This is a genomic window from Ruegeria sp. D4 (genome assembly GCF_056534475.1).
Genome location: NZ_JBQFPJ010000020.1, coordinates 43032 through 68315 on the forward strand (window position 1 = coordinate 43032; position 25284 = coordinate 68315).

A 25284-nucleotide genomic window follows, 5' to 3' on the forward strand; every position below is an offset into this window, starting at 1 on the left:
TTGTCAGAAACGGGCCTGAACCATCCCGTTTTCAACCCGCGTCTCGAACACCCGCATAGGACGCGTGGCCGGGGAAGACACAGGCTTGCCGTCCCGCACGTCGAACGCACCCTGATGCAGCGGACACTCGATCACGTGGCCATCAAAATAGCCGTCGCAAAGATCGGCCCCGCCATGGTTGCACAACGCCAGCGATGCGTAGATGCCGGTTGGCGTATCGTAGATCGCGATCATGCGCGGGCCGATTTCGACCCGCGTGACCCAGTTTTTCTCAAGTTTGGACACCGCGATCACATCGCGCCAGGTTTTTTCGGCCGTCATCGTTCAAACCTCTGCCGCATGTTCGCGTTTGCGCCGCAAGATCTGCCGCAGAATGTCGCGATGGGCGGCCAGATACCCGCCATTTTCAACGAAAATATGGTCTTTCAGCTTTTCATGCAGACGGGGCAATGCATGAAACGGCACAGAGGCGACATAGTGATGTTCTGCGTGATAGTTCATGTTCCAACACAAAAATGCCATCGGTGCCGATACCAGGTTGGTCCGGGTGTTTTCCGACATCTTGGCAACAGTGGGCCGCCCGACATGTTCGGTCATGCGCACAAACCGCATGACCGGTTCGCCCAGAAACAACGGAATGATCCAGTACCAGATCAAACCCCACCACCCGGTCAGCGCCATGGCCAAGACCAGTGCGGCATAGATACCCAGCATCATACGTGCGTCCCGAAATACAGCCTTGTGTTCGACCTTCGGGATAAATCGAAGCTCTGCCTCGCTCAGGCGGCCGGATGCATGGCGAAACACCTCTGTGAACTTGGCGCGCCAGTAGGGCAGAGCGGAAAGGTACAGAAAGTACTGCCCCAAGGACTTGGGCAGCGGAATCAGTTCAGGGTCTTCTCCGGTCAGCTGTGTGTACGTGTGATGATCGCAATGCTCGTACCTGAAAAAGCGGTGCGGCAGTATGATGATCAGCCCGCAGATCTGTCCCACCAGATCATTCAGCCGGCGCGTTCGAAATACCGTGTAGTGCACACATTCGTGCTGCAGCGAGAAATGGTGCACCAGAACGACGCCTTGCAGGAACATGGCAGGCCAAATCAGCCAGCTATCCCAGGCAAGAGTAATGAGTGTTGATGTAAAGGCAAGTAACAGGACCCAAAGCGCCAGGTGGCGTAATCCCGGTCCGTTCGAACGTTGCATGAAGCTTCTGAGCTCTTCGCGCGTGAGTTTTCCTTCGGCCAGGGCCTGAGTCAGCGGCGTGACGATTGGTTTTGGCATGTGATTTCCACAATTTTTGCCGGTGTGGGGGTCGCGCCCTCTGCACATGATCCGGCACCGGAGACGGGAGTGCTCCGCACCATAAGGCCAACTCGGTCAGGCCTTATTAACAATGGATTATCTAACCAGAGCGTGATTCGATCAAGCCGGGATAGGTCAGACAGCCACGCGCAGCCCGATATCCGGATCGGGATTTGCAAACAAATCAGCGGCGCAGGAATGCCGGGCGAGTATCGACGGACCGTTGGGCAACCTCTCCGCGTGGAAAACACCGTGATCCCAATACGTCGCCCCATCAATCACGATTGTCGGATCAATCACGTTCCAACTGATCTCGCCCGGGGCATATGCTCCGCATGTGTGGAAATGCAGAATGCGAGGATTGCCGAAAGCGGCACCTCCCCAGCGCTCGAAATTTTCCCGCATGTCCCATGGGTATCCGCAGCCGGGATGAATGCCCGCGTGCCAGGAATGTACAAAATTCCGGTCGATGCCGAACTGTCCGGCGACCCGATCATAGTGTGCCTCGGCCCTGGCGGCATTTTCGGGGTCACCGTCAAACCGCGTCAGGCGACCGTTCTCCATCATGGCGAAGACCGGCCTGTCAAATTCCAGTGTATAGTCGTCATAATACTTCGATCCTGTGCCCGTCAGGAAGCTGATGGCCACACGACCGGAAAAACTGTACGCGGGAACCGGTGTGAATACGGACATCGGAAACCGCAAAATGGATGTGTCGCCGGTGGGTTTCAAATCCATGATTGGACGCCCACGCACGTCCGATCCCAGAGGGCAGGTGATCCGCACGTCATCCGCCCTGTCCAGAACCGCGTTGACGTCGGCCTTGAGTTCCATGAACGCGTCGTGGTGTCCGTTGGAAAACCCTGAACCCAGAAGCTCCTGATTCACGGCAAAGCTGACGATGATCTTCTTGCCTTGCGGCATGTCCGAAAACCGCAACTGATCCCCCAGACGCGCCAGAAACAAAATGATGTCCGCAGCCTGAAAACGGGCCAGAAGATCATGCGAAAGATGTGGGTTGTCAGGGTTGAAACCGACATCGACCGCGTCAACGACCAACCCCAGCTGCTGGGCGGCATTTCTGACCACCTTGACGCAGTCGGCATCAAAATACCCAAACTCCGGGGGTTCATACGCGATCAGCAGCCGGTCGCCTGTGGATGCACGCGCACAGTTCACCAGCAGATTTCGCGCTCCTCGCTCGGGCGTCGTGTCGGACATCAATAACCCCTAATACCTGACTTTAATGAATTTAATGGACGCACGCGGTTCTAATCCATTTGAAAGAAATAATGGCTGACATTAGGGTGACTAATATGATCCTGAACCTACCATACTCGGCGCTTCGCGCATTTGAAGCCGTGGTGCGCCATTCGGGCTTTTCGCCCGCAGCAGAAGAACTGGGTGTCAGTCAAAGCGCCGTAAGTCAGCACGTCAGATCTCTGGAAGAATGGCTTGGCAGAGAATTGCTGGTCCGTGGAGCGCGCCAGTCCCGTCCCACGCGCGAGGGTGAGCAACTGGCCCTGGCAATCTCCGATGGGTTAGGGCGCATTTCGGATGTTTGCACGCAATTGCGGGACAAAACCCGTAGTGACCGGACAATCGTTATTTCGTGCTTGCCGGGTTTCGCCTTTAACTGGTTGTTTCCAAGGCTTATTCACTTTGACCTGGCCCACCCGGATCTTTCGATTTCGATTGCCACCGACACCGGGCAACACCCTTTTTCACGCGTCGATGCAGATATCGGGATTCGATATGGACTGGGCGAATACCCTGGGTTTCAGGTCGATTTGTTGATGAAGGAACAGTTGTTTCCTGTATGTGCGCCCGGCCTTCTGCCAAGGCTTCAGAGTATCGAGGATCTGTCCCTTCATACGCTTTTGGTGGATGAAAACCTGCACCATGGCACGGCCAGTCCGACATGGGATTTCTGGGCGCGGCAATGTGATTTAAGTTTGCCTGCCGCACTACGCACGCGCAGGTTGGGGCAGTCGAATATGGTTGTGCAGGCCGCAATCGAAGGGTTGGGTGTGGCGCTTGGTCGTGAGCCTCTGGTTATTGATGCGCTCTGCGATGGTCGCCTGGTGCGTCCTTTTCCCCAGCTGACGCAATCGCCCCTGTCTTACTGGCTTGTGCGCCGACCCGAAACCAAGGACAGCCAGAAGGTAAGCGAGTTCCTGAACTGGATTCAGGCAGAGGCTCGGGCGCAACCGGACATACCCGCTCCTGCGCCGGTTTCAAATTAGTCTACCTTATATGTCGCATTACCAATCCGGCATGGCGAAACGCGGGTAAACTGCCCCATACTGCCGCAAAGCCAACAAACCGAACGGAGATCCGGATCATGTATCTGAAGAACTGCTGGTATGTCGCCGCGTGGAGCAAGGATATCAGCCGCGACCTGAGGGCCGAGACGTTTCTGGGCGAGAATATCGTGCTGTACCGGCAGCAAGATGGAACTCCGGTCGCGTTGGAAGACGCGTGTCCCCATCGCAAGCTGCCGCTCTCGAAAGGCAACCTTAAGGGCGATCTGGTCGAGTGCGGTTATCACGGTTTGACCTTCGACTGTTCCGGCACATGTATCGACAGCCCCACACAACGTGGCATGACGCCCCGGCGCGCGGTTGTGAAATCCTATCCGGTGGTTGATCGGTATCGGCTGCTTTGGATCTGGATGGGCGATCCGGCGCTGGCCGATCCCGACACAATATTCCCGGTGGAGAACTTCGACGATCCAAGCTGGGGTCTGACCGATGGTGGCGTGATGGACATCGACTGCCACTACCTTTGGGTCTGCGACAACCTGCTGGATCCCAGCCATGTGGCCTGGGTGCACGTTACGTCCTTTGCAGGAGCGGGCACCGACGAAGAACCCCTGAATGTCGAGAAGACGGACCGTGGCGTGATCGTATCTCGGTGGATCGAGAAGAAGCCGCCGTCTCCGTACTATGCGAAATTGGTGTCCTTCGACGGCGATTGTGACCGGTTACAGCATTACGAGATGTGTATGCCGGCAATCGGACTGAACAAATCCATCTACACACCCGTTGGTACAGGTGGATATGACAAGGACCCGGTTGATGAGACATTCATTAATATCTCGTACAACTTCATGACCCCGATTGATGAGGACCGGACGCGGTATTTCTGGTTCCAGCACCGCAACTCCTATCCGCACAATGCCGAAGTTTCGAAATTCATGAATGATGGGGCTCGAATGGCGTTTCTTGAGGACAAAGACGTGCTGGAAGAAGTTCACAAGGGAATGAAATACGCCAAAACGCCCCACATAGATCTTGGCCTGGATGCCGGGGCAAAACAGTTCCGCCGTGTGCTTGACCGCGCGATCGAGGCGGAAAGCGCCGCAACGGAAAACGTCGCGAAATCTGCCTGAGGTCGCGGTGAAGGGCCGGAACACCGGCCCTTGCCACATTCAGCTTACGCAGTTTCGTAGATAACCGGGAAACGTCCGCCTGCGAACGGAGCGCCGGGTTGCAGACTTTCATCATGCAGCCATTCGGTCACCGCATCGCGCGGTTCATAGGTTGCCCCTTTGACTGCAAACCGTATTGCATAGCCGCGTCTTCGGCGGGTCGTGGTTCTGTTGCCCATCGCCGAATGCACGGTCATCCCGTCAAAGGCCAAAGCGTCACCGGGCTCCATATGGTCATAGTGAAAGATGTCATAATCTGTGCGGTTGGCCTCAAAGTTCGGCATGTCGATGTATTCCGGGTTGTCCTGCTCAAGATAATGCAAGAAACCACCCAGTTGATCGGTTTTGAACGGTCGGTATTTGGCGCCCCAGGCATGTGATCCTCGCACAAATTCCAGTGCGCCATTGTCAGGATCGACTGGGTCAAGCGCGATCCACATCGTCATGATCGGGCCGGACACCGGCCAATAGGGTTGATCCGTGTGCCACCCGGTCTGGGTCTGTGTGCCGGGCTCTTTCACGAAAATCTGGTCATATATCAACGATGTCCAGGGGCTGCCGGCCACCTCTGCCACACGTTGGCCTATGTCCGAGGTCAGGCAATAATCCTGAAACACGCCCGGCATTTCACGCATGTTTTTGTAGGCAAAATACCGATCGCCTTTTTGGACTTCGGTGTCCACAGCTTGGCGCAGTTTGGCCAACCACTCCTCGGACAGGATATTCTTCAGCAACACGACACCATCGCGTGCATAGGCTTCCTGAACGGCCTTTGTGTCAATTGTATATGTCATTGCATTTCCATCCACTAAATCCGCCCGAATTGTAGGACGGTTGAAAATGGGCGCGACGCGCCCGGGCTTTCATGGATTCAGGAAGCCGGTGAACTGCGGCAATTGATTATGAAACAGGGCCATTTCGACCGGGCCGACCACTTGCCGGCAAGGCTTCGATGAAACTGTTCAACGCGGCGTATCATGGCGACATCCTAGCCAAACTGGTGTGAATAGCCAGAAAATACGGAAGCAACCCGAGTGGTCCGCCAAAACAACGGTTCGGTTCAGAGGTTCTGGACGCGAAATTTTGGTTGCTTCCTGGTAAATTTGTTTATTGACGTGTTTTGATTATTAATAAATATTATTACCATCATGCAAAAGTATTCCATATTCTCGCTCGCTCGGAATGCGTTGTCCGGACACCACAACTGGCCTCTGGCTTGGCGCAGCCCACCATTGAAAGACAGGTATGAGGTCGTTGTGATCGGGGCAGGGGGGCACGGTCTGGCTACGGCCTACTATCTGGCGAAAGAATTCGGCATCACAAATGTCGCAGTTCTGGAACGCGGTTGGCTGGGCGGTGGAAATATCGCGCGCAACACGGTGACGATCCGGTCGAACTATATGCGTGATGAGTCGATCCCTTTCTATGTCAAATCTGTTGCGATGTACGAAGGCCTCACGCACGAGCTTAACTTCAACATGATGCATTCAAAACGCACCATGGTTGATGTTGTGCAGACCTGGCCCAAACTGCGGGAGCTGCGGCGGCGCCAACTGGTCATGGATATCTATGGCTCGACCTATGAACAGATCACGACGGAAGAGCTGCGTCGTCGCATTCCGGCGCTGACCGGCGGAGGGCCGGATGCGCGCCTGCCGGTCATTTGCGGCATGGTTCATACCGATGCAGGCGTGAACCGACATGATGCTGTGGCCTGGGGGTATGCACGTGCGGCTGACGCCATGGGTGTGGAAATCCATCAAAAGACCGCCGTGCAGTCGTTGATCCGCAGCTCGGATGGTAAGATTGCCGGTGTCGAAACCAATCGGGGAACAATACACGCGGATAAGGTTGTCGTGGCGGTGTCGGGCCATACCACGACGCTGACGGAAACCGCAGGGCTAAAACTGCCGTTGCGGACGATGAACCTGACGGCTTTTGTGTCGGAACCTGTCAAACCGCTGGTCGACGTCATAGTGAATTGCCCGGATAGCGGCTTCTATTTCAGCCAGTCCGACAAAGGCGAAATGGTGATCGGCGGCGCACCGGATATGGGGCAGAGTTTTCGTCGGGACATCAAGCAAAACGTCTTTGAAGACACGGTTGCTTCGATGCTTTCCCTGTTCCCGTCCTTCAAAAAACTCAAACTGATGCGCCAATGGGGCGGGCATCTGGACATTGCGCATGATGCATCCCCCATCATGGACCAGACCGAAGTGCCCGGACTGTTCGTCACGGCGGGTTGGTGGGGCGGATACAAGGCAATCCCGGCGGGCGGTCTGACGTTGGCGCATCTGGTCGCCAAAGGAGAACCGCACCCGCTGATGGCATCCTTCACCCTCGACCGGTTCCGTCATCTTGAATTCGTGATGGAAGCCGGCACCACCACGGCGCGATGAAAAGGACAGGACCATGATGCTGATACCCTGCCCATATTGCGGCAAACGAAACGAAAGCGAATTCATCTTTGGCGGTCCGGTCGGGGCGGATCGGCCCGACCCGAATGCTGTCAGTGACGCGGAGTGGGTCGAATACCTGACTGTTGTGCCAAACCCATTGGGACCTGTGCAGGAAAAATGGTGGCACGCGCGCGGATGCGGTGAATGGCTGACAATCTGGCGCGATACCCGGACACACGAGATTGTGGAGGCGCCCCATGGCACAGCGTAACCGCCTCGCGTCCGGGGGGCGCATAGACCGCAATCGACCTTTGCAGTTTCGGTTCAACGGCAAACGCTACGAAGGTTACGAGGGCGACACTCTGGCTTCGGCCTTGCTGGCCAATGGCGTTCGTGTGACAGCCCGCAGTTTCAAGTACCACCGCCCGCGCGGCATTGTCGGTCATGGCCCCGAGGAACCGTCGACTCTGGTAGAACTGGATGGCGAGGACGCATCGGGCAACCGCCCCGCAACCACCGTACCCCTTCGGGATGGGCTGAGCGCCCGTTCCGTCAATTGCTGGCCTTCGCCCGATTTCGATTTGGGCGGGGTGAACCAACTGCTTGGTCGCTTCATCCCGGCCGGGTTTTACTACAAGACCTTCAAATGGCCGGATTGGCACTTGTTTGAACCCACAATCCGCAAGGCTGCGGGACTCGCCGCAGCACCCTCTCGGCCCCCCTCTGCGGGCCGGTTCGAGGCGCGGCACGCCCATGCTGACGTTCTGATCGCCGGAGCAGGCCCCGCCGGCCTGCAGGCCGCACTTGAGGCAGGTCGCGCAGGAAAGCGGGTGTTCATCGCGGATGAGGGACCCGAGGCAGGAGGAAGCCTGCTCAACCGGACGCTGACCATCAATGGGCGACCAGCAATGGAATGGGTGGCCGAAGCAGTTCGGGAATTGCGCAAGATGGACAATGTCACCCATCTGCAAAACGCAACTGTCTGGGCTTATCGCGAACACAATCTGCTGATCGTGAACGAACGGGAGCCGGAACAGAACAGCATCCTGGAGCGCAGCTGGCGGGTGCGCGCAGTTGAAGTGATCATTGCCACCGGCGCCACGGAGCGTGCAATGGTCTTTGCCGACAATGATCGTCCCGGTGTCATGCTGGCCTCATCGATACAGGCCTATGTGAACCGCTGGGGCGTTGTTCCCGGGCACCGCGTGGCCTTGTTCACCAACAACAACAGCGTCTACGCGGTCGCCGCTGATCTGTTGGCGGCGGGTTTGGCAGTTGTTGCAATTCTCGATAGCCGCAAAAAGGTGCCTCAGGCTGCGCTGGACAAGGTGCCGGGTATCTCGGTTCATCCGGGGACCGTGGCTGCGGGTGTACGCGGGCACAAACGTCTGCGCGCCGTCCGCGCTGTCGCCGTCGACAGCGGCGCTGAAACATGGATTGACTGCGATGTACTGGGTCATTCCGGGGGCTGGAACCCGACTGTGCATCTGTGGTCGCAATCCCGCAGCTCGCTGCGGTTCGATGACAATCTGGCCGCATTTGTTCCCGAAACAGCGGCCCAGGCTTGCCGGGCCACGGGTGCTGCGGCTGGGGAAATGAACCTGGATCGGATCATCGACGGCGGCGAAGATCTGACATACGACATCGAACCGCTCTGGCGTGTCGATGTGCCGGGGCAACGCGGCAAGGCGTTTCTGGACATCCAGAACGATGTCTCGGTCAGCGATGTGCATCTGGCCTTGCGCGAAGGCTATGACAATGTCGAGCACGTCAAGCGCTACACGACTGGTGGCATGGGCATCGATCAGGGGAAAACCGGAAATATCAACATCATCGGCACCGTGGCAATGCAAAAGGGCGTACCCTTGCAGGAGGTCGGTACGACAACGTTCCGGTCCCCGTACACTCCGGTCTCCTTCGGCGCGATCGGAGGGCTGCGAGAGGACAGCGTTCTGTTTCCCTATCGTCACACTCCGGTGACGCAATGGAACAAAAACAACGGCGCGGTGATGTACGAGGCTGGCGCACGCTGGCGACGCCCCGGCTATTTCCCAAAACCCGGTGAGGGATTGCAGGAGGCCGTTAACCGTGAATGCCGGGCAGTCAGGGAAGGCGTTGGTGTCTATGACGGCTCGCCGCTTGGAACGTTCGAACTGAAGGGCCGCGACGTACCGTGCTTTCTCGATTTTCTGTACACGAACGTCATGTCCAGTCTGAAACCTGGCGAGGGGCGGTACGGGCTGATGCTGTCGGATGACGGGTTGATCATGGATGACGGGGTGGCGTTTCGGCTGGACGCGCATCGCTGGCTGATCTCGACTTCGACGGGCCATGCGGATGCGATTAACCAGCATATGGAGAAACTTCTGCAGACCGAGTTTCCGGACTGGCAGGTGATGATCACCACAGTCACGAGCCAGTGGAACAACGCCACAATCTGCGGGCCGCGCGCCCGGGATGTTCTGCAGGCACTGTGTACGGACATTGATCTGTCAACTGACGCGTTCCCCTTCATGTCTTTCCGGGATGGCACCGTTGCCGGGTTTCCGGCCTGTGTCGTTCGCGTTAGTTTTACCGGAGAGCTGTCCTTTGAAGTCAATGTTGCCCCGCGTCATATGGCCGAACTGTGGGACAAAGTGATGGAGGCGGGTGCCCCATTTGGGATTCTGCCGGTCGGTTCGGAATCCAGCCATGTTCTGCGGGTCGAAAAGGGGTTTCTTTCGCTGGGTCACGAAGTCGACGGCACCGTCGACGCATATGATCTGGGGATGGGCTGGGTCATGTCCAAAAAGAAGCCTGACTATCTTGGCAAACGCTCGGTCTTGCTGCGACGCGAAAGCGGGTGCGTTCGCCGCGAACTGGTTGGCATTCTGCCCGAAGACTCCAACCAGCAGGTTCCGGAAGGCGCGCCACTGACCCCCGGCGGCCGAAAGGAGGCGACCGAAGGCTTGGTTACGGCCTGCGTCTGGAGCGTGGTAAACGACCGCTGGGTCGGGTTGGCCTTGCTGGAAAACGGACATGCCCGGCACGGTGAAACCGCGTATGTCCGTCTTCGGGACAAGGTCATCCCGGTCACAATCACCAGACCGGTGTTTCACGACCCCGACGGCAAACTTCTGAGGTCCTGAGATGAGCTATGACGTACAATTTGCACGCCAGAGCCTGAGCGCACTTTTCGATCTTAAGGGGCAACCCAAGGCAATCGAAAGCTGGGTCAAGGAACTGTTGCCGAGCTTGCCAAAACAACCCAATACCCGGATCGGGCAAGGGGGGGCCGAACTGTACCATGTCGGCCGAAATCACTGGATCGTTCGGACTGGGCCAAATCGTGAGCAGGAATATGAGGAAAGGCTCAAACCGGCGGATTGCCCGGAAGATATCAGCATCGTACGAATTTCGGACATGCTGACGTTTTTCCGCGTTGCCGGACCCGAGGCGGCGGACGTGATGGCCATTGCCTGTCCGCTGGATCTGAACGAAACCATATTCGGCCCGGATGACGTGACCTATTCCGAGGTGTTTGGCCTGAAGGCGCTCGTGACAAGGTGTGATGGCGGTTTCGAATTCGCAGTCGAACAGAGTTTTGGCGATATGATTGAGGATTATCTGGCCCGGGCGACCGCCTGAAGAAACGGCGGTTCACAGCTTGGGCCTTTGTTCTTGCACCTTAGATAGGGCCACTTAGCGGACCAATTTCCGGAATTCACGAGAATAAAGATCCTGACTTGAAGTCAGAGCGAAACCATCGGTTGAATTGCAATTTCCGGCATTAAAAGGTCCGCTCAATAAGCGCCTTTCGAATTGCTGATTGCCATGCTGACAACGCTGACCTCTATTCTGCCGATCTTTCTGATTATTGCCCTTGGGCTGGCCCTTCGGAAAGGTGGCATTCCCAGCACGGACTTCTGGAACCTGAACGACAAACTTGTCTACTGGGTATTGATGCCATGCCTGCTATTCAGCAAGATCTCAATGTCGCCTTTGGACAAATCAGCGCTTGGGCTTTATTCGGCCACGATCCTGGGCGGGTTTGTTGCTGCACTGATCTTTGCGGTTGTCAGTACGCGCCTGATGGGTTTCGCACCGCCACAGGGGACATCTATTTTGCAGGGCAGTGCCCGGCACAATTCCTTCATAGGACTTGCTCTGGCGGCAAACCTTTTCGGTCCGGCAGGGTTTGACATCGCCATTCTGGCGACGGCGATCCTTGTTCCGATCACCAATATCGTCATGGTGATCATGCTGGTCGGTTCTTTGAAAAGCGACAGAACCACGAGTCTGCCGCTGGCCATTCTGCGGGAACTGGCCCGCAACCCCTATGTCATTTCAATCCTGTTGGCAGTGGGTGCCAACCAGCTGATCGGAGACCGGATTCCGGTGGTTCACGATGTGGCGGATGTTCTGGGTGCGGGGGCGCTGCCTATTACTCTGCTGGCCGTTGGCGCAAACCTGAGAGTCCGCGCAATGGCTGCCAGCACAATACCCCTGATCCTTGCGTTCACGGGCAAGATGGTGGTTTTCCCTGTCGCGGTTCTGGTAATCGGACTGGCCGTCGGACTGCCGCAGAACGTGCTGCAGATCGCCGTGGTTTATTCCGTTGTTCCGACGGGTGCGTCCTCTTACACGTTGTCAAAACAACTGGGCGGAGATGCGCCTTTGATGGCGGCGATCGTCACGCTACAGACCCTGATTGCTGCGGTCAGTATACCACTTTCGTTGGCGATACTGCTTCCGATGGCCGGGTAATACAGTTCCAAGCGACCCTCGCTGAAGAATCCCGAACAGCCGTTTGCCCTTTGGGCTGCCGTTTCATGCCTGTCAATTCCAACGCGATGCCGCAGGTATCCGGGCAAACAAGCGTCGCGCTGCTTTCATCCAAGCAGGCTCACTTAAATCATAATATTTTTGAAAGTGAGTTGCTAAATAGTGAGTATTGTATGATAAAAGTAAGCGCCACCTACCCGGCCAGTGACTGCTGGAGGACAAGAATGACTTTAGCCTTGGCGAAATCAGGAATTTCGCGCATCAAACCCCACATGGTCGCAGGGGCGATTGATGCATCACCTCCACCGTCTGTCCTGCTCAACTCCAACGAAAGCGCGTTTGGTCCCAGCCGTTTGGCCCGGGCCGCCGCGCAGGCAGCAACAAGTTCAATCGAACGGTATCTGGAAAACCCCGATCTAACTCTCGCCCCGGCCATCGCTGAACATTTCGGCCTCGATGCCGCGCGGATCACAACCGGGCAGGGATCGGACGACCTGCTTGCACGGCTTGCCCGCGCTTATCTGGGTTCGGGTACCGAATTGATCCGCAGCGCGAACGGGTACCTGAAAGTCCCGAACTATGCGCACGCCAACGATGCAGGCGTCGTGTCGGTTGCGGACGATGGTTTCAAACCCTCTGTCGACCGCATGATCGAAGCCGTGACCGAACGGACCCGTATCGTCTATCTGGCCAACCCGGAAAACCCCGCAGGCACGTATCTGAACGGCTCTGAAATTCGCCGCCTGCACGCCGCCTTGCCAGACAATGTACTGCTGATAATCGACGCGGCGTATGAAGAATACATCGATGCCGAAGATTACGAGCCAGCGCATATTCTGGTTGATGAGGCCCAAAACGTGGTCATGTGCCGTACATTCTCAAAAATCTACGGTCTGGCAGGCGCGCGCGTGGGCTGGTTGTATGGGCCTGACGACATCGTCGATGTTGTTCGCAGGATCGGGCTGACCTTTCCGGTTGCATCGCCTTCGGCAATGGCTGCGATCGCCGCATTGGAGGACGCAGCCCACACTCAGTATGTTCGCGATGCCAACCGCTTGGGCAGGAATTGGATCACCGCCGAGATGCAGGGGTTGGGACTGGACGTCATCCCCAGTCAGGCAAATTTCGTTCTTGTTCACTTCCCGGATGGCAACAAGTCAGCAGAAGCTGCAAAACGCGCGCTTTTGCAGCACGGCATTGCCGTGCGGCGGTTCGCATCGCCAGCGTACAAGGACTATCTGCGCATTACAGTCGGGCATATGCATGAATTGAAAATTGCACGGGACGGAATTGCCAAATTCCTGAACGGTGGCGTGTAATGGGTATGTCTTCCGGGATTACAGTGGACGCGCCAAAGGTTGCATACCCGTCGGGGCGCGCGATCATTGCGCAGCTCAAGGCCGCACAGGTTCAGGAAATCGTCGCCCTTCCGGATATCGTCACCAGCGACGGTCTGTTGTGGCCCATTTCCAAGGATCCCGATTTTCGACTGACGCGGATCTGCAAAGAGGATGAAGGTGTCAGTATTTGCGGCGCCATGTCCTACAATGGAACCCGGGCCGTTCTGATGATGCAGCAGACAGGGTTGATGGACTCCCTGAATGCAATTCGTGCGATCGGGATGGATTATGAATTGCCCGTTGTGATGATGGTTGGTTTGCAGGGCAAGGAACCACATGTGCACCCGGATCAATCTTCCTCCTACGGTGTTCGGATAATCCGCCCTGTCCTTGACGCGATGGAGGTATCGCATTCGCTGATCGAAGAACCCGGCGACGAAGCCCACATACCGCAGGCCATCGCAATGGCCTATGCATCCTCGCAGCCTCATATCTTTCTGATCGGCAGACCTCCGGAGGTGTCATGACGATGCGTCGCGACGAGGCGCTGCGGGCGCTGATCCCCCACATTCATGACATTGACATTGTAGTTGCAGTCTATCAAAGCTGCTTTGACTGGCTGGCCCTGAACCCGCGAGACCTGAACTATGTCGCCGTTGGCGCGATGGGTCAGGCATCGTCCCACGGGCTGGGATTGGCACTGGCCAATCCGGACCGGCGCGTAATTGTTTTTGATGGCGACGGCAGCCTGCTGATGAACCTCGGGTCACTGGTGACGATCGCCGGCGCTGGCGTATCGAACCTCTATCACTTTCTTTCGGCCAATCGGGTTTACGAGGTGAACGGAGCGCATCCGTTGCCCGGCGCTGAAAAGGTCGACTTTGCTGCAATGGCCTGGGCGGCTGGCTATGACGGGGTTCAGCGATTCACCAATGTTGACAGGTTCGCCGAAGCCGCGCCGCAGATCCTGTCTCTGGCAGGCCCTCAGTTTGTTTCGATGGAGGTCACGGCAGGAACCTCCTATCCCAGAGACTACGCCTACATTCACAGTGCAGAGGCGCGTTCGACTTTTCGCGCAGCGCTCAATCGCCGATAGCTGCAAGGCTCGGCCTCACAGGCCGAAGCTTGGCAGCGCCCTATTGCGGGCGGGTTGAGACCGTAATGAACTCGACAGCATCAGACAGGATTTCACTGAAGCCGTGCGGAAGCTTGGCATCAAAACTCAGTGTATCGCCCGCCGACATCCGGAAATTCTCTCCTCCGCAACGGTAGGTGGCCTGACCTTCGATCATGTAGATGAACACATGACCTTCGTGCTGATAGCTGGGCAAGTTGCCGGATTGCTCTTTTGAAATGCGAATTCGCGCAGACTGAAAAATCCCCCCGGGTGCCGAGTGCTTGCCCAATAGGAGATAATCATGCGCATGCCCCTGCGTGATGCGCCGCGCGGGCAGGCCATCGCCAACGCGCGCGTGATGAACATCTGCAGCGATATCCGACCGGGCAAACAGCGCCATCAGCGGCACATCCAGAGCATCCGCCAAAGATTGCAGTGTTGACAGCGAAGGCGAGACGTTGGCGTTTTCGATCCGGCTGATCATCGCAGTGGATACTTGTGCCCGAGCCGCAAGATCGCCCAGCGTCAGTTCCCGTTCATGCCGCAACCGCTGAAGCGTCTGACCGACTTCACTTTCAGTGTCGTTTTTCTTTTCCACTTTCAACGCTGCCGATCAGGTTATCCGGGGCACGAGATTGGCACAGCATCGACATCCTTACCAGTGCAGGATTCACAAAAAAGCTTTGTCGCGAGGCTTATTAGTCATCCGTTGCTTCGATTGGATTTTTGCAATCACATCACGGTGATTCTTTTCACTTTCGGCGGAACAAAACCGGTCTCTCGCAGGTTTGAGCATCCACAAATGAAGCTTAATGATGTTATCAATCTTTATCATTCGCCCGCGTATTGGACATGATGGTTTTCGGATGCTCAATTCGTTTACCGAAAAACCCGGCACCACCCCCATCTGTCGATGACAACAGAATTACGTTCACACGGCAGACCTTTGTTCTGTAATGCAATCTTGAACGTAGGTCGTCGTCTTGGGACGTGGCGCACGGCAATCGTTTTTGTCGACGGAAAACTGGCTGAAAGTCTCTTGGGTCGGTTTCCGGCGCCTCATGGCGGCGCAACTCAAAGCCAAAAATCCACCCCCAGCCAAGCGCGGCTCATTCGGACGTCAGAAGATTTTTCTTTTTGATTTGGCGTATTTGTTGCAAATTAGTGAACAAATCGTTTCCCATTTCTCTCTTTTTTCAGTTTTTGACCCCGCATGGATTGGACGGAAACATGGCCGAGAAAGACTTTATCGCAAATGCAGCACCAACCCATCTGATTAACCAGGTCAACAGCGGCGACACCTACAGCCTGTGGCGGCTGAACATGGATCTGCCTGAGCTGTTCGAACAGATCCTGTTGTCGCCCGGATCAAACTTTCCATCCAGCACAAAGCTGTGTCCGATCGGCGGGTATATGCTCTCCTATGATCTGTCGCAGCTTCAGGATCCAAAAGATCCCCATGTTCCTTATGATCTGTTTGAATTTGACCCGACCAACCCCGACCCGCTGAGCGTTCAGCCTTTGCAATCGGGGAAATGGAAGCAGCACAAATTCTGGCAGTATTTCGATCACTACACCTGGGATGCAACCGAAACGAATATCGTGCAGCTTGTGCCCGTGACGGGATATGTCATGGCCTATATGCCGACAGCTGCACGCGGGACATATATGCTGTGGAATTTCGATCCCGCACCCAGCCCGATGTCGCCGCCCGACCCGCTGCCTACCTCGATGGGGCCGCAGGATGCCTTTGCCGAGATCACCGGCGGTAGCGCGTTGCTGCCCATGGGCAACTATGTGCTCGAATGGATCGCCGAGCATTCGAAATACCGCGTGTGGAACTTTGATCCGCAAAACTGGCATCCGTTGTCGATGCCGACGATATCTGAGGGCACCCGCCCGGACATTGATGCCTCGCACCACCTAATCGCCATGGGTGAGAACATTCTGGACATTGCGCCCGGAGATGGCAGTTACCGGCTTTGGGGGTTTGATCCGTTCCTTCCCGACCCGTTTGTCGGCCCCCTGAAACAGGGCGCCTTGCCTCAGGGGTTTGATGTGTCTGGTCAGCTGACTCCGGTACAGATGCCGGTTCCGATTGATGCGGCCAAAGCGCTTGTTCCCGGCACGATGGATTTCATGCGCACCAATATCGAACATGTGGTCGTCTACATGCTTGAAAGCCGGACCATGGACAGTGTTCTGGGCTGGCTGTACGAGGCGGACGCACCCCATCTGAACTATGTGAACGCGGAACCGCCGTTCAAGGCAAACTCAAAATCCTATACGAACACTTACAAAGGCACCCCGTACCCGGTGCACCAGTATGAGGATGGCAAGCTGAGCGATCAGTTCGTGCTTTCCTCGCCCAAGATCGATCCGTTTCATTCGACAGCCGACAGCATTCAGCAGCAATACAGCGGCGGTTTTCCTGCCTACCAAAGCGGTGCAGTGCCGGACATGGGCGGATTTGTGTCCAACAACCTCAGCCCCGAAGCAATGAGTTCGTTCAGCCCTACACAATTACCGGTGCTGAACGGTCTGGCCGAGAATTACGCGGTGAGCGATTATTGGTTTTCACCCATGCCGGGCGGCACAATTGCCAACCGGGGCTTTGCCCTGTCGGGATCGAACTACAACATTACGGTAAACTGCGAAGGTGAGCCGCAATACACGCAATACGCAGAGCGGCCCTTGCGGCAGCCGATCTGGAAAGTGCTTCAAAACAACGGCCATCAGGACTGGAAGATTTATTACTCGGTGGAATGGGAGAACCAAGTGTTCACCTATCACCTGTATATGCGCAATCAGTTGCCCAGCGTGGACAAAAGCAAGTTTCAGTACGTGCAGCCGCTCAGCACATTCATTGCAGATGCGAAGGCTGGGATGCTGCCGAAATTCTCGTTCCTCGAACCCGCCTGGATCGCACCAAGTGGCGCGACCTCGTATCATCCCGGTGCTTCCGGCGACATGGTTCCGGGCGAGCGCAAACTGAAAGAGATCTACGAGGCGCTGAGGGCCAGCCCGCAATGGGACAAAACCGCATTGGTGATCACGTTCAGCAAGGGCGGAGGAATGTACGACCATGAGGCACCACCGATGGCACAACCGGCCTGGCCGAGGGATGTGAACGACGGGTTCAAGTATGATGTTTTGGGCCCGCGTGTTCCGACAATAGTGGTGTCGCCGCGAGTGAAATCCAACACGGTGTTTCGCAGTGGCCAACCGCAGCCGTATGAAGGCACCTCTCTGCTGTCGACGGTTTTGGACTGGTACGGCATCCCGCGTGCGCGCTGGGGCTTGGGCGATCGGGTACAGGCGGCACCGACTTTTGAATCCGTGTTTGAACTGAGCGATCCGCGCACCGATCACCCTAAGCTCTCGGTGCCTTACGACAAGGACTATCCGCCTATCGGTTCGGATGGCTGATCCGATGGCTGAGTTTTCCTATTCTCTGGGGGCGGTGGAGCTGTTGAACGAACTGTTCCCACCTGCCGAACTTGCCAATTCCGATCTCGGGTTGACCGACCGCGAAAGCGTGATTGCGCATTACACAAGGAACTCGCTTGAGGCTGACGGGTTTTCCTCGGGCAACGTGCAGGTCACAAAGTCAGGCGGGCAATACCGGGTTTCGATCTCGGCTGATCAGCCGGAAGCGGCGTTGTCTGTCTTTGCCGAACACCATCAGAAACTGTTCGCGCCGGATGCCGCGGGCAAGGCGGTCGCGGGAAAAAACCTGTTGCAGGACCTTGGGGTCTGGAACCCGATGGCCGGTTATCCGGTCAACAGCGACAAGGACGACGGCCTGTGCAAATGGCATCTCTTCCCGCCACTGGGGCTGAACGTCCTGGGTCAGCGGGGTTTGTTGCTGATGCATTACCCGCCGTGGCAGGTGTTGCAGCAGGGTACTTTTCTGGAGTGTATGACCATGCATCGCTGGGATACCGTGTTGCGGGCCAGCGGAATTCCCGCGGATGACGTGAGTTTTTACCGAACCATTGTGGATGTAAATCCAATCGCCGCGCCCGGTGCAGGTCAAAGCGAATACCCCAATGACTATTTTCCCATCATGATGGCCTCGGGCTTTTTCGATGGCCCGCCCGAGCGCAGCTATATCCGATCGATGCTTAACCTCTATCTGAATGGGCCCAACGCAACAGGTGAGCGTCACACGCTGCCGCTGCTGGTCTGCGGATCACCTCTTTATGATCCGCAGGCTCCCGGCTGGTTCAGGGTCGCGTTCAAGGATGATATGCCGAAAGACGAAAACGGCACGCCGGAAACGCCGGTCTTGCAGGTCGGGAAAGTACGGATTTCCCCCGACGACCCGCGCGAGACACCGTATATGGTTGCCAATCACATGATCGCGGCAGGAGTGACCGGAAAGTGCACGGACTGCGCGAAAAAGATACCGGATATTCGGATGTACGAGGCGCAGGATTTGGTGGCTGCGTCCTTTTTGTTTGAATACACCAAAAACCCCGATATCGAGCCGGAGCAGGCAAAGGAGAATGCCTGCCAACGCTGGTTCGGCAACACCAAAGGGCTCGGGCCGCCCAATCCCGGTGACCCACACGACGCGCAGGTCATGTGCGCGCTGGCCCAGATGGACTTGTTCTATTGTCCGGGACCGCCGCCGCACCCGAAATACACGTTCGACGAAGCGATGGCGCGGTGCGCCGGGGCTGGGAACGAAACCTGCGGGTGCAAGATTGCGCCTCCGTCCGGACCGAAGAACAGCATGACACACAGCTAGCGAGGCGTCCAAGAACGGGACAATTGATGTCTTTCATGTACCTCAGGTGTTTTCGTCCTGTTTCAGACCAGTGATTTCGTATGTTCTGACGGGCGCCCCGATGCCGCGCAGTTCAACCGTTCCATGTTCGACGCAAGCGATTTCGGGTTTGATCCGGTCATACGTGTCCTGCGAAATCAGAATGCTACCGGTGCGCGCAGCGTTTTCAAGGCGCGAGGCCTGGTTCACAGCGCGGCCAATCAGGGTGTAATCCATTCGGGACTCGCTGCCGAAATTGCCAACGGTGCAGTATCCGGTGTGAATGCCCATGCGGCATTCCAGAGGTTTTCGGATGCCTTCTTTCAGCCACTCCTCGCGCAGCGCTCCAAGTCTGTCACGCATGGCAATCGCCATTTTGGCGCATGCAATGGCATCATTTTCAGGCCCGCGGGTTTCCGGATCGCCAAAAAAGATGACAATTCCGTCGCCGACAAACTTGTCGATGGTCGCGCCAAAAGACAAAGCAACTTCGGACATTTCTGACAGGTAGTGGTTCAGCAATGTCTTCAGATCTTCGGAACTCATCTGTTCGGCAAGCTCGGTGAACCCGACCAGATCCGAAAAGAAGATCGTCAGAAGCTTGCGCTCCGACGTCAGTCTGACTTCTTTCCTGCGATCGAAAATCGATCGATATACCTGCGGTGACAGGTATTTGGACAGCTGGTTTGCAACGGCTTCCAGTGCATTTGTTTTCTGACTTAGTTCAGCGGTGCGCTGTTCGACCTTCTGCTCAAGATCGACATAAAGCTTGGCGTTCTCGATGGATATTGAGGCTTGCGCCGTCAGCAATTCGGCAATTGCAACCCGCTCCTCCGGGAATGCTCCGGCGGCCAGGTTGTTCTCCAGATAGGCAATCCCGGAAAAGCGGTCGGAACGGATCACCGGAACACACATGACCGAGCGGATCTGATTCCTGACGACATAAGGATCAATGCCATACCGCGGATGGCCGGCTGCATCGTCGAGAACCAGAGGTTTCTGGGTTCGGGCCACATAATTGACAACGGACATTGCTAGGGTATCGGGGTCGGGTTCAAACTGAATATTGCGTGTTTCCAGGTCGCCCTCTTCAACGAGGCATTCAACTACGGCCAGTAGTTGATCGTCATTCATTGACAGGAAAACGCCACGCTGCGCGCCCGTGCTTTCCAGCAGAATGCGCATTGTGCGTGACAGCAGATTGCTCAACACGATTTCGCCCGAAATCGCGCGGGCCGCATTCATGACCGCCTGCAAGTCAAGAGCGCTGTGCGAGATCGAATATCCGCTGTTTTCTGCATCCCTGTCCCCCGATGAACGGGTTGGTGCGATGAGTTGAAGGGTGGGGTTCTCGGCATCCATCAAATCGACTTTCCGCCTTGCACCCCATCGGTGATACAGGCGGCGAGCAGCGTCCAGATGCGCATTGGCCGCAAAACTCTGGCCGATCTTCTCAAAGGCCGACGACGCGAGTTCGTGAATCATGGCCCGGTCGCGGGTAAACCCGTTCTCTTCAGCACATGCGACGGCCCGGGTATAACACGACAGCGCATTCAACATATCGCCCTGCAAGCGCGCAAACTCTCCGCGCATGGCAAGGTCGAGATGGCTGAAATTCTCGGGGCAGTGCTGGGCCCAGTCGGCCATATGATTGGCGTGATCCTCCATCTTCTGCCAAAGATGCGATTGCTCGTCCGCAGGGGATGTCTCGTACGTCGCGGAATAGGTCAGAAAGGCCAGAAACCGGAACCGAACGGATTGCGGCAGCGACATGACACTGTCCATCAACCTTTCCTGCGCGGCTACGTGCGGAACGGCCCCCTTGAAGTTGCGGTACAGGCAGTGAAGTTCGGCCTTATAGATGTGATAGTTCGCGACACCTGTCATGAAACCGCGCTCGGTCATTCCCTTCAGGCAGGAAACTTCATCGAACGTGTCATCGCTAAGTGAATACAAATCCCGGGTGTTGCCTGCGAAATTCTGCAACATCTGCAGAAAAAGACTGCCTGAATCGTAGCTGTCCGCATAGTTGCAGTCCTTGACGATCACCATGTATCGCGACTGTTCGGCAATTGCGGTTTCAAGATCCAGACGCGGGTCCCAGATGATGCAATCCTGAGCGTTATAGGCCAGATACAACAGATCGCCCGACTGGTATCCCGCCTCCAAGCCACGGGTGAACCATTCTGTCATCGTGCTCCAGTGGTGGCCCCAGTGGTGGATGAACATCGTGTAGACGTAAATAATGCGGGATTTCAGGGCAATGTCGTCATATGCCTCGTTCATAGCAAGCGAGAGCTTGCCGAACTCGATCGCTTCAGCAGGGCGGTTCATGCCCCCGCACAGCAACATCCCGTACGTCGAGTAGGCAAAGGCGGTTTCGGCCGAGTTTCCGAAACGCAGTGACAGGTTGACGGATTTCAGGATCAAAAGACGGAACAGGTTTCCGGCACCTGACAGAAAGGCCGCAGGAAAGATCTCCATCAACAGCCCGACCGCCGTTTCCATATTGGCGTCCGTCATACGGCCCGCGTTGATCAGATCGGCAATCTCCCGGCCTGCCAGGTTGACAGAAATCTCTGCGACTTCTGCTTCAACCTCTGCATCCGAGACATCCGCCGTGAACCTGACCCCAAGAAGGGAAAGCCCTTCGAGGGCTGAATCGATGGAGTCTTTCATCCGGCCCAAGGTCGAGTAATGCCTTGTTCTCATCGACAAAACGCGCGCCTTGTCCAGCGAGGTCCGAAGGTTTTCCAGCGCGCGTGACAACTCGGCATCGGCCTCGTCATGCAAGCCGTTCAGATAGGCGGTTTGTGCATAGAGCGATGATAGCGATCTGGTCAGCCCATAGGCCTCTTGCCACGGGTTCGAAGGAAGGAGGGACCGGGCAATACGCAAATAGTTCAAAGCCACCTGATACGAGGACGCATTGTGCGCAATGCGAGCAGCCGCCAGGTTCAGCTCCGCAAGTTCGCGTTTGTCATCTTTCCGGGTGATCAGATCGCGGGCCACGTTCAGATGGCGAACGATCTTGATCAGGCGTTCGTTTTGCGGCTCATCCGTGTCTTCGCTCTGCAAAAGTCGTCCGATCGACAGATGAACAGGCTGTTTTTCGGCGTCATCAATCAACTCGTAAGCGGCCTGATGCAGACGATCATGCTGGAACCGGTAGCGCGGGTTGACTGCCGCATCTGCCCTGGCGTCCGTCAGAGCTGCGGCCTGATCGAAAAGCTGGTAGCTGTCGTCCAAGGGCAGGATGATGTTGCGGGCCAGGGCGCTCATCAGGGATATGCCCAGCTGCTCTTTAGAGCGCTGATGAATCAGCGACAGCTTGGCCATGTCGAACTCGTGTCCGATACAGGCGGCCATGCGCAACGTTTCCTTGGTGTCATCCGGAAGTTTGTTCAGGTTTCCAATCAGGAACTCGACAATGTTATCGCCAATTTCGGCCTTCCTGATCGCAGCCAGATCCCATGTCCAGCGGCCATGTGTGCGGTCAAAATTAATCATCCCATCGTCGAACAGGGATTGAAGCAGTTCCTTTACAAACAGGGGGTTGCCTTCGGTTCGTTGAAAAAGAACAGCGCCAAGCTCTTGCGTGTCCGCCTCATCCGTTCGGAATGTCCGGGCAACTATCTGGTTCACGACCGCCTGATCGAGCGGCGGCAAGGTCAGATCATGTACCGTCCGTGTCTTGGCAACCTCCTTGCGCATCAGGCTCAGCAGGTGGCCGCTGTCCACTTCATTCTCGCGATAAGCGCCCAGAATAAGCAGATGACCGATGTCCCGGGCCGTTGCCATTTTCTGCAAAAGGTTAAGTGTCGGTGCATCGCTCCATTGCAGGTCGTCAAGATACAGTACCAGCGGGTGGTTTTCATCCGCCAGCAGCCTTACGAAGCTTAGAAATGTCAGTTGCAGCCGGTTCTGCGCCTCGGTCGGAGGAAGGGTCGGGACCGGCGGTTGCGGTCCGATGATCAGCCCCAGATCCGGCAGGACATCCAGCAGAACCTGCGCGTTTCGTCCCAACGCGCCAATAATGTTTGTTTTCCACGTCGCCAGTGACTCTGGCGGTTCTGCCAGCAGTTCCTGAACCAGCCCGGAAAATGCAGCAGCGATGCCGCTATAAGGTCTGACCCTTTCAAACTCGTCAAACTTGCCGCGCAGAAAAAAGCCGCGCGCCTCAAGAATTGGCCGGTTCAGTTCCGCGACCAGCGCGGTTTTCCCAACCCCTGAACTGCCGGAGATCAGGCATAGCTCGGATGCGCCGGCCTCTACCTTGGCAAGCAATTGGGTCAATTGTTCCAGCTCGGCATCGCGTCCGATCAGCACTTGCGGAACACGAAACGTTTCGGACGTGTCTCGCTGCGCGATATCAAAGGGCGCAATTTCACCTGTGCGCGAGAGGCTTCGGCGGCAGATCTCAAGATCGTGCAACAGACCAAACGAGCTTTGGTAGCGGTCTTCAGGGTTTTTGGCCAAAAGCCGCAGCACAATCTCGATCAGCGTCGCTGGAACATATGCCCCGGCATCATCCGGGACACGTGGCCGCTTGGCGATGTGCGCATGGACCCATTCAAGTTGCGTTTCGGCCCTGAATGGCAATTGCCCAAACAAAAGTTCAAAGAATACGACACCAAGAGAATAGAAATCTGATCGGTAGTCGACATCGTGCGAAATCCGTGCGGTGTGCTCGGGCGAGATATAAGGCAGATGGCCCTCGATCAGTTTCGAAGCGACTTTCCCCTGATGTTCCCGCGACAGGGCCGTCGCGATTTCGAAATTCATCAGCCGGACGCTCCAATCCGTGTCATCCAGCAGAATATTCTGTGGTGCGATGTTTTTGTGAACCATACCGCGCGCATGGATGGCGTCCAGCGCAGTGGTAAGCCGGATTATGATGTCGACAACACGCTCAAGCGGCCATGTGGCGGTTCGTTTGGCGCGCAGGTAGTGCGACAAGGTCCATCCGGTCGCGGGGCTGATCATAACCGGGGCACCATTGCCAAGGAAGACCATATCCGTGACCGGGATAATCCCGTCCAGGCTGCCTAGCTCGTTTAACAGCCAATACTCACGTTCCAGCCGCTTGGCATCCCGAATGTCGGGGAACTCGGCAGACAAGGTTTTGACAATCGCCGGCTGTCCGCTTTTGCTGTTGCGGGCATGAAAAAGCGAACTTGCGTAAAACGCCTCGATCTGCTGTTCGATCTGGTATCCGGCGATCTCAAGATGCAAGGCAGAAACTACCTTCCTGAAAGACTACAAGGAACTGTTTAAAAAAACTGTGACACAGACGCGGGCTCCTGCATTATTACACAGGATGAAATTAAGATAGAGCATAACCTTGATTAACTATTTTGGATACGGCTCTAATATGAATTTTACTTCATTAAGAGCTAAAGGCGTCACACCTTCGGCGTCGCGTGCGGCGACGCTCAGGGGGTGGCGTTTAACGTTCAATGTCGAGCATTTCTTTCGCCACGAAGGGGGCGTTGGAAATATCGAACACACCGGAAACCCACAGGACCGGGTTCTGGGCGTTCTGCATTGCTGCAACGAGGCCGACTTGGCAGCGCTCGACCAGATGGAAGCCTATGGCGTGGGGTATGACCGGACTGTGGTCGACATCGAAACTGTTCAGGGGGCCGAGCAGGCGCTGGCCTATGTTGGCTTGCCGGATTTTGTCAACGACGCCTGCCTGCCAACACGCCGTTATCTGAACATTCTGGCGCGCGGGGCGTCCGAGGCCGGCATTGACCCGGAATACATTTCGGCGCTGAATCGGCATCCGGTTCTTCAGCCACCGGTCCTGCCCGCCTTTGACCCGGGACCTGTTCCCCGTGTCATAGACCACACCGGGCTTGCCCGGCACCTGACGGTGTTGGCGGGATCTGTCTTTGACATGACGAATGCGCGTCCGGCGCAATCTATCGGGAAGGACTGGTTCGGCGGCAGGGAAGTCACGGTGTTTTTGCTCAAGCGACTGGACACCAGCGACGGGACCGAATGTCTCGAAGATATCCTGAACGACCGGCTGCGGCCGGACCAGAAAGACTGTCTGAACACCTATCTGCACGCCTTTGCGGATGAGTATCAGTATGCAGGTCAATTCGACTATACTTCCCTGCCAGCCGAAAAAAGGCTAGGATAGGGCT

At 56.4% G+C, this 25284-nt stretch carries 20 protein-coding genes; 14 read left to right on the forward strand and 6 right to left on the reverse strand.

The window, feature by feature from the left end:
- Window positions 1–3 precede the first annotated feature (3 nt).
- The 3 genes from ACR0MI_RS20180 to ACR0MI_RS20190 all read right to left on the reverse strand — a co-directional run bounded on the left by ACR0MI_RS20180 (window position 4) and on the right by ACR0MI_RS20190 (window position 2523).
- Window positions 4–321, reverse strand: coding sequence for a non-heme iron oxygenase ferredoxin subunit (locus ACR0MI_RS20180; protein WP_170613905.1), 318 nt, complete (start codon window positions 319–321; stop codon window positions 4–6).
- A 3-nt stretch (window positions 322–324) separates the two neighbouring features.
- Complete coding sequence (locus ACR0MI_RS20185; RefSeq protein ID WP_170613906.1) at window positions 325–1281, reverse strand: fatty acid desaturase family protein; 957 nt, start codon at window positions 1279–1281, stop codon at window positions 325–327.
- 156 nt (window positions 1282–1437) lie between these two features.
- Window positions 1438–2523: a hypothetical protein gene (locus tag ACR0MI_RS20190; protein ID WP_170619769.1), complete on the reverse strand. Its 1086-nt coding sequence runs from the start codon at window positions 2521–2523 to the stop codon at window positions 1438–1440.
- 71 nt (window positions 2524–2594) lie between these two features.
- On the opposite strand from ACR0MI_RS20190, the gene ACR0MI_RS20195 reads away from it, so the two are divergent.
- Both ACR0MI_RS20195 and ACR0MI_RS20200 read left to right on the forward strand, forming a co-directional pair.
- A complete protein-coding gene (locus ACR0MI_RS20195; protein ID WP_480442028.1) occupies window positions 2595–3548 on the forward strand; it encodes a LysR substrate-binding domain-containing protein in 954 nt (317 codons plus the stop codon).
- Window positions 3549–3646: 98 nt separating this feature from the next.
- A complete protein-coding gene (locus ACR0MI_RS20200) occupies window positions 3647–4696 on the forward strand; it encodes an aromatic ring-hydroxylating dioxygenase subunit alpha (protein WP_480855413.1) in 1050 nt (349 codons plus the stop codon).
- 44 nt (window positions 4697–4740) lie between these two features.
- Here the strand turns inward: ACR0MI_RS20200 and ACR0MI_RS20205 are convergent, their stop codons facing one another.
- Complete coding sequence (locus ACR0MI_RS20205) at window positions 4741–5529, reverse strand: phytanoyl-CoA dioxygenase family protein (RefSeq protein ID WP_170613910.1); 789 nt, start codon at window positions 5527–5529, stop codon at window positions 4741–4743.
- A gap of 354 nt (window positions 5530–5883) precedes the next feature.
- On the opposite strand from ACR0MI_RS20205, the gene ACR0MI_RS20210 reads away from it, so the two are divergent.
- The 8 genes from ACR0MI_RS20210 to ACR0MI_RS20245 all read left to right on the forward strand — a co-directional run bounded on the left by ACR0MI_RS20210 (window position 5884) and on the right by ACR0MI_RS20245 (window position 14334).
- Complete coding sequence (locus ACR0MI_RS20210) at window positions 5884–7134, forward strand: FAD-dependent oxidoreductase (protein ID WP_170619770.1); 1251 nt, start codon at window positions 5884–5886, stop codon at window positions 7132–7134.
- Window positions 7135–7147: 13 nt separating this feature from the next.
- Window positions 7148–7405 carry a sarcosine oxidase subunit delta gene (locus ACR0MI_RS20215; RefSeq protein ID WP_170613912.1) on the forward strand — a complete coding sequence of 86 codons (258 nt, stop codon included), beginning with the start codon at window positions 7148–7150 and terminating at the stop codon, window positions 7403–7405.
- Window positions 7392–10262, forward strand: a complete 2871-nt coding sequence (locus ACR0MI_RS20220) for a 2Fe-2S iron-sulfur cluster-binding protein (protein WP_170619771.1) — start codon at window positions 7392–7394, stop codon at window positions 10260–10262. Before ACR0MI_RS20215 ends, ACR0MI_RS20220 begins: the two co-directional genes overlap by 14 nt.
- Before the next feature lies 1 nt (window position 10263).
- Window positions 10264–10761, forward strand: a complete 498-nt coding sequence (locus tag ACR0MI_RS20225) for a sarcosine oxidase subunit gamma (protein ID WP_480855416.1) — start codon at window positions 10264–10266, stop codon at window positions 10759–10761.
- Window positions 10762–10947: 186 nt separating this feature from the next.
- Window positions 10948–11880 (forward strand): AEC family transporter, encoded by a 933-nt coding sequence (locus tag ACR0MI_RS20230; protein WP_170613915.1) that lies wholly within the window; start codon window positions 10948–10950, stop codon window positions 11878–11880.
- A 242-nt stretch (window positions 11881–12122) separates the two neighbouring features.
- Entirely contained in the window at window positions 12123–13217 is a 1095-nt protein-coding gene (locus tag ACR0MI_RS20235; RefSeq protein ID WP_170816926.1) for an aminotransferase class I/II-fold pyridoxal phosphate-dependent enzyme, read from the forward strand.
- The gene (locus tag ACR0MI_RS20240; protein WP_170613917.1) at window positions 13217–13765 is read left to right on the forward strand and encodes a decarboxylase; all 549 of its coding nucleotides are present in this window, start codon (window positions 13217–13219) and stop codon (window positions 13763–13765) included. Before ACR0MI_RS20235 ends, ACR0MI_RS20240 begins: the two co-directional genes overlap by 1 nt.
- Entirely contained in the window at window positions 13762–14334 is a 573-nt protein-coding gene (locus ACR0MI_RS20245; RefSeq protein WP_480855419.1) for a thiamine pyrophosphate-dependent enzyme, read from the forward strand. Before ACR0MI_RS20240 ends, ACR0MI_RS20245 begins: the two co-directional genes overlap by 4 nt.
- A 40-nt stretch (window positions 14335–14374) precedes the next feature.
- Here ACR0MI_RS20245 and ACR0MI_RS20250 read toward each other — a convergent pair whose 3' ends face one another.
- Complete coding sequence (locus tag ACR0MI_RS20250) at window positions 14375–14953, reverse strand: XRE family transcriptional regulator (RefSeq protein ID WP_170613919.1); 579 nt, start codon at window positions 14951–14953, stop codon at window positions 14375–14377.
- A 463-nt stretch (window positions 14954–15416) separates the two neighbouring features.
- On the opposite strand from ACR0MI_RS20250, the gene ACR0MI_RS20255 reads away from it, so the two are divergent.
- Genes ACR0MI_RS20255 through ACR0MI_RS20265 form a run of 3 tightly spaced genes read left to right on the forward strand, consistent with a single transcriptional unit; the run spans window position 15417 to window position 19111 of the window.
- The gene (locus tag ACR0MI_RS20255) at window positions 15417–15635 is read left to right on the forward strand and encodes a hypothetical protein (protein WP_480855421.1); all 219 of its coding nucleotides are present in this window, start codon (window positions 15417–15419) and stop codon (window positions 15633–15635) included.
- Window positions 15586–17784 carry an alkaline phosphatase family protein gene (locus tag ACR0MI_RS20260; protein ID WP_480855423.1) on the forward strand — a complete coding sequence of 733 codons (2199 nt, stop codon included), beginning with the start codon at window positions 15586–15588 and terminating at the stop codon, window positions 17782–17784. The genes ACR0MI_RS20255 and ACR0MI_RS20260 overlap by 50 nt, the downstream gene beginning before the upstream one ends.
- Before the next feature lie 4 nt (window positions 17785–17788).
- The gene (locus ACR0MI_RS20265) at window positions 17789–19111 is read left to right on the forward strand and encodes a hypothetical protein (RefSeq protein ID WP_170613922.1); all 1323 of its coding nucleotides are present in this window, start codon (window positions 17789–17791) and stop codon (window positions 19109–19111) included.
- A 42-nt stretch (window positions 19112–19153) separates the two neighbouring features.
- On the opposite strand, the gene ACR0MI_RS20270 is transcribed toward ACR0MI_RS20265, so the two are convergent.
- Window positions 19154–24364 (reverse strand): AAA family ATPase, encoded by a 5211-nt coding sequence (locus tag ACR0MI_RS20270; RefSeq protein ID WP_170619775.1) that lies wholly within the window; start codon window positions 24362–24364, stop codon window positions 19154–19156.
- 109 nt (window positions 24365–24473) lie between these two features.
- Here ACR0MI_RS20270 and ACR0MI_RS20275 point away from each other — a divergent pair, with 109 nt between their 5' ends.
- On the forward strand, window positions 24474–25280 hold the full coding sequence (locus ACR0MI_RS20275; RefSeq protein ID WP_170613924.1) for a gamma-glutamylcyclotransferase family protein: 807 nt from the start codon (window positions 24474–24476) through the stop codon (window positions 25278–25280).
- Window positions 25281–25284 lie beyond the last annotated feature (4 nt).

Bases quoted from the DNA above. Each gene is read 5' to 3' on its own strand.
- ACR0MI_RS20180 (WP_170613905.1), bottom strand. From the start codon at position 321: ATGACGGCCGAAAAAACCTGGCGCGATGTGATCGCGGTGTCCAAACTT.
- ACR0MI_RS20185 (WP_170613906.1), bottom strand. From the start codon at position 1,281: ATGCCAAAACCAATCGTCACGCCGCTGACTCAGGCCCTGGCCGAAGGA.
- ACR0MI_RS20190 (WP_170619769.1), bottom strand. From the start codon at position 2,523: ATGTCCGACACGACGCCCGAGCGAGGAGCGCGAAATCTGCTGGTGAAC.
- ACR0MI_RS20195 (WP_480442028.1), top strand. From the start codon at position 2,595: ATGGCTGACATTAGGGTGACTAATATGATCCTGAACCTACCATACTCG.
- ACR0MI_RS20200 (WP_480855413.1), top strand. From the start codon at position 3,647: ATGTATCTGAAGAACTGCTGGTATGTCGCCGCGTGGAGCAAGGATATC.
- ACR0MI_RS20205 (WP_170613910.1), bottom strand. From the start codon at position 5,529: ATGACATATACAATTGACACAAAGGCCGTTCAGGAAGCCTATGCACGC.
- ACR0MI_RS20210 (WP_170619770.1), top strand. From the start codon at position 5,884: ATGCAAAAGTATTCCATATTCTCGCTCGCTCGGAATGCGTTGTCCGGA.
- ACR0MI_RS20215 (WP_170613912.1), top strand. From the start codon at position 7,148: ATGATGCTGATACCCTGCCCATATTGCGGCAAACGAAACGAAAGCGAA.
- ACR0MI_RS20220 (WP_170619771.1), top strand. From the start codon at position 7,392: ATGGCACAGCGTAACCGCCTCGCGTCCGGGGGGCGCATAGACCGCAAT.
- ACR0MI_RS20225 (WP_480855416.1), top strand. From the start codon at position 10,264: ATGAGCTATGACGTACAATTTGCACGCCAGAGCCTGAGCGCACTTTTC.
- ACR0MI_RS20230 (WP_170613915.1), top strand. From the start codon at position 10,948: ATGCTGACAACGCTGACCTCTATTCTGCCGATCTTTCTGATTATTGCC.
- ACR0MI_RS20235 (WP_170816926.1), top strand. From the start codon at position 12,123: ATGACTTTAGCCTTGGCGAAATCAGGAATTTCGCGCATCAAACCCCAC.
- ACR0MI_RS20240 (WP_170613917.1), top strand. From the start codon at position 13,217: ATGGGTATGTCTTCCGGGATTACAGTGGACGCGCCAAAGGTTGCATAC.
- ACR0MI_RS20245 (WP_480855419.1), top strand. From the start codon at position 13,762: ATGACGATGCGTCGCGACGAGGCGCTGCGGGCGCTGATCCCCCACATT.
- ACR0MI_RS20255 (WP_480855421.1), top strand. From the start codon at position 15,417: ATGGCGGCGCAACTCAAAGCCAAAAATCCACCCCCAGCCAAGCGCGGC.
- ACR0MI_RS20260 (WP_480855423.1), top strand. From the start codon at position 15,586: ATGGCCGAGAAAGACTTTATCGCAAATGCAGCACCAACCCATCTGATT.
- ACR0MI_RS20265 (WP_170613922.1), top strand. From the start codon at position 17,789: ATGGCTGAGTTTTCCTATTCTCTGGGGGCGGTGGAGCTGTTGAACGAA.